This window comes from Burkholderiales bacterium (genome assembly GCA_015075645.1).
Lineage (GTDB): Bacteria > Pseudomonadota > Gammaproteobacteria > Burkholderiales > Casimicrobiaceae > VBCG01.
The window spans coordinates 550,496-562,909 of sequence record JABTUF010000004.1 but is presented as its reverse complement, the minus strand read 5'-3'; the positions used below and the strand labels follow the sequence as shown (position 1 = coordinate 562,909).

At 71.9% G+C, this 12,414-nt stretch carries 9 protein-coding genes; 5 read left to right on the top strand and 4 right to left on the bottom strand.

All coding sequences use genetic code 11. The features are described 5' to 3' along the window. Nucleotides 1-84: 84 nt before the first annotated feature. The 4 genes from HS109_12795 to HS109_12780 all read right to left on the bottom strand — a co-directional run bounded on the left by HS109_12795 (nt 85) and on the right by HS109_12780 (nt 4,034). Nucleotides 85-618 carry a hotdog fold thioesterase gene (locus HS109_12795; GenBank protein MBE7523248.1) on the bottom strand — a complete coding sequence of 178 codons (534 nt, stop codon included), beginning with the start codon at nt 616-618 and terminating at the stop codon, nt 85-87. 662 nt (nt 619-1,280) lie between these two features. After that, the gene (locus tag HS109_12790; GenBank protein MBE7523247.1) at nt 1,281-2,963 is read right to left on the bottom strand and encodes a methylmalonyl-CoA mutase; all 1,683 of its coding nucleotides are present in this window, start codon (nt 2,961-2,963) and stop codon (nt 1,281-1,283) included. A gap of 14 nt (nt 2,964-2,977) precedes the next feature. Beyond that, on the bottom strand, nt 2,978-3,394 hold the full coding sequence (locus tag HS109_12785; GenBank protein MBE7523246.1) for a cobalamin B12-binding domain-containing protein: 417 nt from the start codon (nt 3,392-3,394) through the stop codon (nt 2,978-2,980). Nucleotides 3,395-3,431: 37 nt separating this feature from the next. Beyond that, complete coding sequence (locus HS109_12780) at nt 3,432-4,034, bottom strand: helix-turn-helix transcriptional regulator (protein MBE7523245.1); 603 nt, start codon at nt 4,032-4,034, stop codon at nt 3,432-3,434. A gap of 189 nt (nt 4,035-4,223) precedes the next feature. Here HS109_12780 and HS109_12775 point away from each other — a divergent pair, with 189 nt between their 5' ends. The 5 genes from HS109_12775 to HS109_12755 all read left to right on the top strand — a co-directional run bounded on the left by HS109_12775 (nt 4,224) and on the right by HS109_12755 (nt 12,370). Further along, the gene (locus HS109_12775) at nt 4,224-5,591 is read left to right on the top strand and encodes an FAD-binding protein (protein MBE7523244.1); all 1,368 of its coding nucleotides are present in this window, start codon (nt 4,224-4,226) and stop codon (nt 5,589-5,591) included. A gap of 19 nt (nt 5,592-5,610) precedes the next feature. Then, nucleotides 5,611-9,129 carry an indolepyruvate ferredoxin oxidoreductase family protein gene (locus tag HS109_12770; GenBank protein MBE7523243.1) on the top strand — a complete coding sequence of 1,173 codons (3,519 nt, stop codon included), beginning with the start codon at nt 5,611-5,613 and terminating at the stop codon, nt 9,127-9,129. A 66-nt stretch (nt 9,130-9,195) separates the two neighbouring features. Beyond that, the gene (locus HS109_12765) at nt 9,196-10,374 is read left to right on the top strand and encodes a CoA transferase (protein MBE7523242.1); all 1,179 of its coding nucleotides are present in this window, start codon (nt 9,196-9,198) and stop codon (nt 10,372-10,374) included. Between the two features lie 53 nt (nt 10,375-10,427). Further along, nucleotides 10,428-11,357, top strand: a complete 930-nt coding sequence (locus tag HS109_12760; GenBank protein MBE7523241.1) for a hydroxymethylglutaryl-CoA lyase — start codon at nt 10,428-10,430, stop codon at nt 11,355-11,357. Nucleotides 11,358-11,410: 53 nt separating this feature from the next. Then, nucleotides 11,411-12,370 carry a tripartite tricarboxylate transporter substrate binding protein gene (locus tag HS109_12755; protein MBE7523240.1) on the top strand — a complete coding sequence of 320 codons (960 nt, stop codon included), beginning with the start codon at nt 11,411-11,413 and terminating at the stop codon, nt 12,368-12,370. The last annotated feature ends 44 nt before the right edge of the window (nt 12,371-12,414 follow it).

The following is a 12,414-nucleotide window of genomic DNA, read 5'->3' as shown; positions in this document are numbered from 1 at the left end:
TCCCGGAAGGGGCGTGCCACGGGGCCGGCAAGCTTAGCGCGACGCGGTCGGCGCGTCTCGTCCCTCCGCCCCGGCCGGCGCCGATCAGCGCGGCGCGTGCGCTCGCCGCGTGAGGTGCACGGTGCCGGTGAACGTCGCGACCAGCGTACCGTCGCCGCGCGTGACGTCGACGCGGTAGACCGCGAGCTTGGCGTTGCGGCTCGCCTCGACCGCGCGCGCGATGAGCGTCTCGCCCTCGCGCACCGCGACCTGGAAGGTCATGTGCGTGTCGATGCCCACCGCGACGACGCCGTGCGCGTTCGACGCGAGGCCGAACGCGCTGTCGGCGAGCGTGAACAGCGCGCCCCCATGGCAGCCGCCGTTGAAATTGAGGTGGTGGCGCGCGACGGTCATCGCCATCGTGGCATGGGTGGGGCCAGCGTCGACGAACACGAGGTCGTTGTGCCGCTGGTACGGATCGCTCTCGGAGAAGCCGCGCAGCGTCGCGGTCAGCGGATCCTCGCCGCCGTTTCGCGCGACCCGCCGCAGCCGCCGTCCGGTGCCCTCGGCCTTCAGGTGCTCGCCGATCGCGTCGGCGAGCGCGGCGATGCCGGCACCGGAGGCGGCGCTCGTCGTCATCACGCGCACGGTCCAGCCGTCGCGCCGCGCGCGCAAGTGCAGCATCTCCTGCAGGTCGCGCGCCGTGCGCTGGGCGTCCGGCTGGTCCGCCTTGCTCACGACGAAGAGGTCGGCGATCTCGAGGATGCCCGCCTTGATCGCCTGCACGCCGTCGCCCAGGCCCGGCGGACAGACGACGATGCTCGTGTCGGCGAGCGCGGCGATGTCGACGTCGGACTGCCCCGCCCCGACCGTCTCGACGACGACCACGTCGAACCCGGCCCCGTCGAAGAGGTCGACGATGCGCCGCGCCGGCTTCGCGAGCCCGCCCGGATGGCCGCGCGAGGCGATCGAGCGGATGAACACGGCGTCCGCCTCGCCCGCCGACGCCATCCTGATGCGATCGCCCAGCACGGCGCCGCCGCTGATCGGGCTCGACGGGTCGATCGCGACGACCGCGACGCGACGACCGCGCCCGGCGATCTCCCGCACCAGGGCGTCGATCAGCGTCGACTTTCCCGCGCCCGGCGGGCCGGTGATGCCGACGACGTGCGCGCGTCCCGCATGCGGCGCGAGGGCCGCGAGCAGCGCGTCCGCGGAGGGGAGCGCGCGCTCGACCTCGGTGATCGCGCGCGCGATCGCCGCGCGATCGCCGGCGCGGATCCGGTCGATGCGTCCGGTCATCACACGACGACGAGCGGATGGCCGAAGCCGACCTCGCGCCGCAGCGTCGCGCAGATCTCGCCGTGCGTGCATCCCGCTTCCGCGGCGGCGACGACGGCGCCGAACACGTTGCCTCCGTCGCCCTGCGCGCTGCGCGCGAGCCCGGAGAGTGCGCGCGCGACCGCCTCGCCCGGACGCGACGCCTTCCACGCGCGGAAGGCGTGGAGATGCGCGCGCATGTCCGCCACGTCGGGCTTCGCGAGCGCCGGCCGCGTGTCGGGCGCCTCGTCGACGCGCCAGGCGTTCACGCCCACCACCGTCTGCTCGCCGCGGTCGATGCGCTCCTGGAACCGCCGCGCCGACTCGCCGATGCGCCGCTGGACGTAGCCCGATTCGACCGCGCGGTACATGCCGCCTTCGCGTTCGACGTCCGCGATCACGGCGAGCACGCGCTCCTCCATCGCGTCGGTGAGCGCCTCGACGTAGTAGCTGCCGCCGAGCGGGTCGATGACGTCGGTCAGGTGCGCCTCCTCGCGCAGGATGTTCTGCGTCGCGACGGCGATGCGCGCGCCGAACTGCGTCGGGCACGACAGGGCTTCGTCGTACGCGTCGGTGTGCAGCGACTGCAGGCCGCCGAAGATGCCGGCGATCGCCTGCGCGGTGACGCGCGCGATGTTGTTGAGCGGCTGCTGGCGCGTCAGGTCGACGCCCGAGGTCTGCGCGTGGAACTTGAAGCGCCGGGAGCGGGGATCGCGAGCTCCGTAGCGCTCGCGGGTCAGACGTGCCCAGATCCGGCGGCCGGCGCGGAACTTCGCGACCTCCTCGAAGAACGAGAGCGAGACGTCGAAGAAGAAGGTGAAGCGCGGCAGGAAGTCGTCGGGGGCCATGCCCGCGGCGACGCAATCATCCGCGTACTGGAGCGCGGAGGCGATCGTGAAGCCCATCGCTTCCGCCGGCGTCGCGCCCGCCTGCTGCATGTGCTGGCCCACCACCGACAGCGGATTCCAGCGCGGCAGGTGCTCGTTGCACCAGCGGATGTGGTCGACGAGGATGCGCCGCGCGCCGGGCAGCGCGAGCCGGAAGAACATGTGGTTGGCGACGAAGTGCGAGATGCAGTCGCTCTGGTTCGACGTGCCGGTGATCGAGCGGGGGTCGACGCCGCGCCGCTTCGCGACCGCGAGCATGAACGCGAGCAGCGTGAACGGCGTCGGGTCGTTCATCGCGCACGAGGTCGTCGCGAGGTCGACGCCGTCGAGGCAGGTCGCCATGTGCCCGGCGCTGTTCGCCACGACGCCGCAGGTCCCGAGGAGTTCCGCGTCGACCTCGTCCATGTCGTAGCCGCGGAACACCGAGTTGCAGGGGATGAGCGACACCGCGGTCGCCCCCTGGTCGAGGATGTCGCGCAGCCGCGCGTTGTACGCGCCGGGGGTTCCGAGGCCGATCAGCTGGCGCTGCGTCCAGGTGCGGCCGCGGTGCATCGTCGCGTAGATGCCGCGCGTGTAGGGCGGCTGGCCCGGAAAGCCCACGTCGGCGTCGAAACGCGAAGGATCGACGTCGAGCGGCGTGTACAGCGGCTTGATCGGGATGCCGGAGCGGTTGTGGACGGTCCGGTCGACGCCGATCTGCGCGGCGTAGTCGGCCTCCCAGCGCACCTCGGCATCGGCGGTCGAGGCGGGAACCGGATCGGGCAGCGGCTTGTTCATCGCGGGGCCTCGGGTCAGGCGGGGAAGCGGGCGGCACGCACGCGCGCGGTCGAATCGCGCACGCAGGCGGCGATGTCGTCGAGCGCGGCCCCGGGATGGAACACGCGCGCGACCCCGGCATCGAGGAGCGCGCGCTCGTCCTCGTCGGGCACGATGCCGCCGACGATCACCGCGACGTCGGCGAGACCGGCCTCGCGCAGCGCCGCCATCAGCTTGGGGACGATCAGGTGGTCGGTCGCGAGCGACGAGACGCCGATCACGTCGACGTCCTCCTCGAGCGCGAGCTTCACGACGGCCGGAATCTCCTGCCACGGCGGCGTGTAGACGACCTCCATGCCCGCGTCGCGCAGGTGCGCCGCGACGATGCGGCTGCCGCGATCGTGGCCGTCGAGGCCGATCTTGGTGATCAGCACCTTGGGGGGAACGTTCATCGCGGGTCCTGGGGCGAAGGGAGGGGAGGGCGCGGCGTCAACCGTCGAGCGACTCGCGCAAGAGGCGCACGAAGCGGCGCGCGAGCACCTGCGGCGAGTCGCGACCCGGCCGGTACCAGGTCTGCGACCAGTTGAGCGCGCCCAGCAGCATCAGCCGCAGCAGGCGGCGGTCGGTGCGCGGCGGCAGCGGCAGCCGCGCGAGCGAGCGCGAGAACGTCGCCTCGTACTCGTCGCGCAGCGCGGTCAGCCGCTTCGCGACCGACGGCGCGTCGTCGGGACGGACCCGGATCACCACCTGGCCGTAGTCGCTGTCCTCGAGCAGGCCGGCGAGGTGCGCCGCGCAGACGTTCTCGAGGCGCGTCCAGGGATCGTCGCTCGATTCGAGCGCCGGGACGACCGCGGCCAGGATGCGTTCGACGCCTTCCGCGTAGACCGCGACCAGCAGGTCCTCCTTCGAGGCGAAGTGGTAGTAGAGCGAGCCGGGCAGCATGCCGGCCGCGCCGGCGATGTCGCGCATCGACGCGTCGCCGAAGCCCTTCTGCGCGAAGAACCGCGCCGCCGCGTCGAGGATCAGCGGCAGGCGGTTGTCGGCGCGCAGCGGCGCGGCGGACGGCGGCGATCGGCGGACGGCGGCGGGCATCGGCAGGGCCTTCCCAAAACAAACAGTTGTTTGGTAGGATGCCCCGACCGGCCCGGGGCTGTCAACCGGCGGCCGGCACCTCCGCGGCGGCACGCAGGTGTCCGAACCCCGGGGCAGAGGAGGACGACGATGCACGCAGGGCTCACGGCCGCCGGCCACTTCGCCGCGTTGAGGTCTCGCGCGCCGACCATGCTGCCCGCGGCGCTGGAAGACGAGCTTCGCGTGCTGTTAGGCGACCGCGTCACGACCGCCGACGCGCTCCGCGAGCACCACGGCACCGACATCTCGAGCTATCCGGCGACGCCGCCCGACGCGGTGGTGTTCCCGCAGGACACGACCGAAGTGGTCGCCGTCGTGCGCGCCTGCGCACGCCACCGCGTGCCGATGATCCCGTTCGGCGTCGGCACCTCGGTCGAGGGCCACGTGCTCGCGACGCGCGGCGGCGTGTGCCTCGACCTGTCGCGAATGAACCGGATCCTCGAGGTTCACGCGAACGATCTCGACGTCACGGTCGAGCCCGGTGTCACGCGCAAGCAGTTGAACGCGCACCTGCGCGACCAGGGACTCTTCTTCCCGATCGACCCGGGCGCCGACGCGACGCTCGGCGGCATGGCCTCGACGCGCGCCTCCGGCACCAATGCGGTCCGCTACGGCACGATGCGCGAGAACGTGCTGGGGCTCACCGTCGTGCTCGCCGACGGCAGCGTGATCCGCACCGGCGGCCGCGCGCGCAAGTCGGCGGCCGGCTACGACCTCACGCGCCTCTTCGTCGGGGCCGAGGGCACGCTCGGCGTCATCACCGAACTGACGGTGCGGCTCCACGCGATCCCCGAGGCGATGTCGGCGGCGGTCTGCGCGTTCCCGACGGTCGGGGCCGCCGTCGACTCGGTCATCGAGGCGATCCAGTGCGGCATCCCGGTCGCGCGCGTCGAACTGCTGGACGCGCTCACGATCGGCGCCGTCAACCGCTACAGCAAACTCGCGCTCGCCGAGGCGCCGACCCTCTGGTACGAGTTCCACGGCACCGCGCGCGGCGTCGAGGAGCAGGCGACGCAGATGCAGGCGATCGCGACCTCGCACGGCGGCCGGGACTTCGCTTGGGCGACGAAGCCCGAGGAACGCACGAAGCTGTGGCAGGCGCGCCACGACGCCTACTTCGCCTGCCTCCAGCTCCGCGAGGGCAGCCGGATGATCGCGACCGACGTGTGCGTGCCGATCTCGCGGCTCGCGGAGTGCATCGGGGAGACCGCGCAGGACATCGCGCGCGCCTCGATGCCGATCCCGCTGTTCGGCCACGTCGGCGACGGAAACTTCCACCTGATGATCCTCGTGGACCCCGGGAGCGAGGCCGACGTCGAGGAGGCGTGGACGCTCAACACGAAGCTCGTCCGCCGCGCGCTCGCGATGGGCGGCACCTGCACCGGCGAGCACGGCGTGGGCCTCGGCAAGCGCGAGTTCCTCGTCGAGGAGTTCGGCGAGCGTTCGGTCGAGGCGATGCGCACGCTGAAGCGCGCGTTCGACCCGCTTTGGCTCATGAATCCCGGCAAGGTCGTGTAGGAAGACTCCGCGAATCCCCATGGCGCTCGCCACCGTCACCCTCGACGACAAGTACACGCTGGAAAGGGGCCGCGTCTACCTGACCGGCCTGCAGGCGCTCGCGCGGCTCCTCCTGATGCAGCGCATGCGCGACGCCGCGGCGGGCCTTCGCACCGCGGGCTTCGTCTCGGGCTACCAGGGCTCGCCGCTCAACAACATGGACAAGACGCTGTGGGAGGCGCACGACCTCCTCGCGCGTCACCACATCGCGTTCCAGCCCGGGCAGAACGAGGAACTCGCGGCGATGGCCGTCTGGGGCTCGCAGCAGGTCTCCCTCGACCCGCGCGCGCGCTACCAGGGCGTCTTCGGCATGTGGTACGGCAAGTGGGCCGGGCTCGCGCGCTGCGGCGACGTGCTGCTGCACGGCAACTCGGCCGGTGCGTCGCGCCACGGCGGCGTGCTGCTCGTCTGCGGCGACGATCACATGGCGCGCAGCTCGACCGTGGCGACGCAGAGCGAGACGATGCTCTACGCGCCGATGATCCCGGTGCTCGCGCCCTCCGGCGTGCAGGAGTACCTCGACCTCGGCCTGCACGCGTTCGCGATGTCGCGCTACTCGGGCTCGTGGACCGCGTTCAAGGCGCTCGACGACACGATCGAGTGTTCGGCGTCGGTTTCCGTCGATCCCGCGCGCGTCGACATCCGCCTCCCCGAGGACTTCGCGCTCCCTCCGGGCGGCCTGTCGCTGCGCCTGCCCGACCAGCCGCTCGCGATGGAGCGGCGCATCCACGAGTACCGGCTGCCCGCGGTGCTCGCGTACGCACGAGCGAACCGCTTGAACCCGATCGTCCACGACAGTCCGCGCGCGCGGCTCGGCATCGTCTGCGCCGGCAAGTCGTGGCTCGACGTGCGCCAGGCGCTCGGCCACCTCGGCATCGACGAGCGCGCGGCGGCGGACATCGGCCTCCGGGTGCTGAAGCTCGGGCTCACCTGGCCGCTCGAGCCGCAGGCGGTGCACGCGTTCGCGGGAGGCCTCGAGGAGATCCTCGTCGTCGAGGAGAAGCGCCCGGTGATCGAGGACCAGCTCCGCGCATTGCTCTACGGCTGGCCCGACGCGCGGCGGCCGCGCATCGTCGGCAAGCGCGCCGAAGACACCCCCCGGAACACGTGGTTGTTGCCGCCCAACGGGGAACTGTCGGCCGAACGGATCGCGCTCGCGATCGCCGCACGGATCGGCCGCTTCCGTCGCGAGCCGCGCATCGAGGAACGCGCCGCGTGGCTCCGCGCGAAGGAAGAGGCGATGTCGAAGCCGTCGCTGTCGCCGCAGTTGCGCGGCTACCTGTCGGACGCCGGACGCGTCCCGTTCTTCTGCTCGGGCTGCCCGCACAACACGAGCACGCGCGTGCCGGAAGGCAGCGAAGCGATCGCCGGCGTCGGCTGCCACTTCATGGCGACCTACATCTTCTCCGGCACGAAGGTGTTCTCGCCGATGGGCTCCGAAGGCGCCGCGTGGGTCGGCCGCGCGCCGTTCACCGACACGCCGCACCTCTTCGCCAACATGGGCGACGGCACCTACTACCACTCGGGGCTCCTCGCGATCCGCGCCGCGGTCGCCGCGAACGTGAACATCACGTTCAAGATCCTCTACAACGACGCGACTGCGGCCACCGGCGGCCAGCCGCTGCCCTCGCCGCTCAACGTCCCCGGACTCACGCGCCAGCTCGAGGCCGAGGGGGTGAAGACGATCGTCGTCGTCACCGACCAGCCGGAGAAGTACGGTTCCGCCGCCCCGTTCGCGCGCGGCGTCAGCGTGCGCCACCGCGACCACCTCGACGCGGTGCAGCGCGAACTGCGCGAGACGACCGGCGTCACCGCGCTCGTCTACGACCAGACCTGCGCCGCCGAGAAGCGCCGCCGCCGCAAGCGCGGACGCTTCCCCGACCCGGCGCGCCGCTCGTTCATCAACACGCGCGTGTGCGAAGGCTGCGGCGATTGCTCGGTCCAGTCGAACTGCGTGTCGGTGATCCCCATCGAGACCGAGTTCGGCCGCAAGCGCGCGATCGACCAGAGTTCGTGCAACAAGGACTTCTCCTGCCAGAACGGTTTCTGCCCGAGCTTCGTGTCGGTCGAGGGCGGCACGCTGCGCCGCGGACAGGCGCAGGCCGCGGCGGACGATCGCTTCGGTGCGATTCCCGAGCCGTCGCGTCCGCCGCTCGACCGGCCCTGGTCGATCGTCGTCGCCGGCGTCGGCGGCACCGGCATCATCACCGTCGGCGCGCTCCTCGGCATGGCCGCGCACCTCGAAGGCCGCGGCGTGTCGGTCCTCGACATGACCGGCGTCGCGCAGAAAGGGGGCGCGGTCACGACCTTCGTCAAGATCGCGGCGAATCCCGAGGACCTGACGACGATCCGCATCGCGGCGGGCGAGGCCGACGCGTTGATCGGCAGCGACATCCTCGTCACCGCCGAGAACGCGATCCTCTCGCGCCTGCAGAAGGGGCTCACGCGCGCGGTCGTCAACACGAATCGCATGGCGACCGTCGCGTTCATCCGCAACCCGGACCTCAGCACACCCTGGGACGCGATGGAGGAGGGGCTCCGCGACGCGATCGGCGCCGACGCGGCCACCTTCCTCGACGCGACGCGGCTCGCGACCGCACTCATGGGCGACGCGCTCTCGACCAACATCTTCCTCCTGGGGTACGCGTGGCAGTCGGGACTCGTGCCGCTCGCGCACGAGGCGCTCGTCCGCGCGATCGAACTGAACGGCGCGGCGGTCGACGCGAACCTCCGCGCGTTCGAATGGGGCCGCCTCGCGCGCCACGACCTCGCGGCGGTCGAGAGGCACGCGAAGCCTTCGGGCGAGCACGTCGGCAGCGACCGCGCGATCGCGATCGACCTCGAGACCGCGATCGCGCGCCGCGTCGAGTTCCTGACCGCCTACCAGGACGCCGCGCTGGCGGAGCGCTACCGCGCCCGCGTCAGGCGCATCCGCGCCGCCGAGACGCGAATCGCCGGTGGTGCCGGCGCACTCACCGATGCGGTGGCGCGGAACTACCACAAGCTCCTCGCGATCAAGGACGAGTACGAGGTCGCGCGCCTGTACACCGACGGCGAGTTCGAGCGCCAGGTCGCCGCGCAGTTCGAGGGCGGCTACCGGCTCCGCTACCACTTCGCCCCGCCGCTCTGGGTGAAGCCCGACAAGGTCACCGGCCGGCCGATGAAACGGACCTACGGCCCGTGGATGCGCCACGCGCTCGCGCTCCTCGCGCGCATGAAGTCCCTGCGCGGCACCTGGCTCGACCCCTTCGGCCACAGCGAGGAACGCCGGCTCGAACGCGCGCTCGTCGCGGACTACGAGCGGACGCTCGACGAACTCGAACGCGCGCTCGCTCCCGGCAACCTCGCGCTCGCCGTCGAGATCGCGGCGGTCCCGGCGTCGATCCGCGGCTACGGCCACGTGAAGCGCCGCAACCTCGACGCGGCGAAGCTCCGCGAGGCCGAGCTTCTCGAGCGCTTCCGCGCACCCGCGGTCGAGGCGCTTCCGGTCGCCGCGTAGAATCGCGTCTGTCGTCTTTCGTCCGCGCGTCGGCTTTCCCGTTCCGCCGTTCCTCCGCTCCCGATCATGCAACTCTCCGGCATTCGCGTCGTCGACCTCTCCCGCATCCTGTCCGGACCGTTCTGCTCGATGTTCCTCGCGGACATGGGCGCCGAGGTCATCAAGATCGAGGACGTCGACGGCGGCGACCCGGTGCGCCGGCAGGGCATCCTGCGCGACGGCGTCGGCCTGTACTTCGCCTCGTTCAACCGCAACAAGCGCTCGCTCACGCTCGACCTCCGCAGCGCCGAGGGCAAGGCGGCGCTCCGCCGGCTCATCGCGACGGCTGACGTGGTGCTCGACAACTTCCGCCCCGGGGTCATGGGGAAGATCGGGCTCTCGCGCGACGAACTCGCGCGCATCAAGCCGGACCTCGTCGTCGCCCACATCACCGGGTTCGGCAACGACGGTCCCTACCGCGACCGCCCGTCGTTCGACTTCATCGCGCAGGCGATGAGCGGCTTCATGAGCGTCAACGGCGCGGAGGGCGAGCCGCCGGCGCGCGCCGCGCCGCCGCTCTCCGACTTGATCGCCGGCGCGTACGCCGCGATGGGCGTCTGCGCCGCGCTCGTCCGCCGCGGCCGCACCGGTGCGGGCGAGGAAGTTTCGGTCGCGCTCACCGACGCGCTGATCGCGAACCTCGCGTTCCTCGCGACGCACTACTTCGCGACCGGCGAGCAGCCGCGGCGCACCGGCAACGACCACGCGCTCGTCGCGCCCTACGGGCTGTTCCGCGCGTCCGACGGCGAGGTCGCGATCGCGCCGTCGAACGACCAGGTGTACTTCCGGCTCCTCGACGCGCTCGGCCTCGGGCACCTGCGCGAGCACCCCGAGTTCCGCACCAACGACGACCGCTTCGAGCGCCGCGGCGCGATCAATGCCGAGGTCGGCGCGAAGATCGCGCAACGACCGATCGCGCACTGGCTCGAAGCGCTCAACGCCGCCGGCGTGCCCTGCGGCCGCGTGATGAGCCTCCCGGAGGTCTTCGACGATCCGCAGGTGCGCCACCAGCAGATGCGGATCACGATCGACCACCCGAGGCACGGCCCGCTCGACGTGCTGGGCTTCCCGATCAAGTTCAGCGACGAGCCCTGCCGCGTGCACCGGCCGCCGCCCGACCTGGGCGAGGACACCGACGCGATCCTGCGCGAGCTGGGCTACGCCGACGACGAGATCGCCGGGCTCCACGCGAGGCGCGCGGCCTGACGGCCACCGCGTCGGCTACATTCCGCATTCCGCTCCGATCCGTTCCGAAGACCATGCGCGAACGCGTCCACATCACCGAAGTCGGCACCCGCGACGGCTTCCAGGCCGAGCGCGCGTTCATCCCGACCGACGCGAAGGCCGAGGTCATCGACGCGCTGATCGGCGCCGGGATCCGGCACCTCGAGGCCACTTCGTTCGTGAGCCCGAAGGCGGTGCCGCAGCTCGCCGACGCGCACGAGGTCCTCGCGCGACTCGAACGCCGGGCCGACGCGCATATCTCGGCGCTCGCGCCCAATGCGCGCGGCGCGGAACGCGCGCTCGCCGCCGGCGTCGACGAGATCGTCGTGTTCGTCTCGGCGAGCGAGGCCCACAACCTCGCGAACCTGAACGCGCCGATCGGCGCGTCGCTCGCGAACGTCCGTGAATTGCACGGCGTCGTCGCAGGCCGGGTCCCGTTGCGCGGCGCGGTCGCCTGCGCGTTCGGCTGCCCGTTCGAAGGCGAGGTGCCGGTCGACGCCGCGCTGCGCATCGTCGACGCCTACGCGCAGCTCGGCATCGACCGCATCACGCTCGGCGACACGACCGGCATGGCGACGCCGCCGACGGTCACCGCGCTCGTGCGCGCGGTCGCGGAGCGCTACCCCGCGATGGCGGTCGCCCTGCACTTCCACAACACGCGCGGCATCGGGCTCGCCAACGTCGTCGTCGGGCTGGGACTCGGCGTCCGCGAGTTCGAGTCGTCGATCGCGGGCCTGGGCGGCTGTCCGTTCGCGCCCGGCGCGACCGGCAACATCTGCACCGAGGACCTGGTCTATCTGCTCGAGGAATCGGGCTACGACACCGGCGTCGACCTGGGCGCGCTGATCGAGGTCGCGAAGCGCGTCGAGACGCTGATCGGCCGCCCGCTGCCCGGACAGGTCATGAAGGCCGGACCGCGGTTGCGCAAGTATTCGCTCGAGGGCGCGCAGCGCGCCGTCGGCTGAAGTGCTCCGTTCCCGCGTGGGAACGGGGAGTCCACCGAAGGAGGTATCGACCCATGTTTCGCCTGCTCTGCGCCGTCCTGGCGCTCGTCGCAGCCGCCGCGCCGGCCGGCGCACAGACCTTTCCGGCCAAGCCGATCCGACTGATCGTGCCGTTCCCGCCCGGCGGGGGCACCGACATCTCGTCGCGGCTGGTCGCGAGCGAACTCGCGAAGTCGACGGGCTGGACGATCGTCGTCGAGAACAAGGCCGGCGCGTCGGGCATGATCGGCCTCGCCGAAGCGGCGAAGGCTCCCAACGAAGGCTACGACATCGTGATGGGCCAGGCGGACAACGTGATCATCGCCGCGCCGACGATGAAGTCGCCGCCGCTCGACCCGCTGAAGGACCTGACGCCGGTGATCCAGATCGCGAGTTCGCCCTCGCTCATCATGACGCGCGCAGACTCACCGTTCCGGACGCTCGGCGACGCGATCGCCGCGGCGAAGTCGGGCGCGACCGTCAACTACGGCACGGCCGGCCACGGCACGTTCCCGCAGCTCGCCGTGGACCTCCTGATGCAGAACGGCGGCTTCAAGTGGGTGGAGGTGCCCTACAAGGGCGCGTCGCCTGCGATCACCGACCTCCTCGGCGGCCACGTGCAACTCGCCGCGCTGTCGGTCGCGTCGGGCCTGCCGCACGTCAGGTCGGGCAAGCTGCGCGGCCTCGCGGTCACCTCGCCGAAGCGCAGTCCCGCGCTGCCCGACGTGCCGACGGTGGCCGAATCGGGATTCCCCGGCTTCGACGCAACCGGCTGGCTCGGCATCTTCGTCCCGAACGGCACTCCGCCGGCGGTGATCGCGCGCCTGCAGGCGGAAATCGCCAAGGTGATGCAGAAGCCCGAGGTCCAGCAGCAGATGGTCACCAACGGCGTCGAGGCGCGCTGGACGCCGGGGCCGGAGTTCGGCGCGATGATCGCGCGCGAGGGCACGAAGTGGCACAAGATCATGCGCGACGCGGGGATCCGTCCGGAGTGAGTCGGGCGTGGCGGGATCGCGCCGGGGCGTCGATCGCCGCGCCG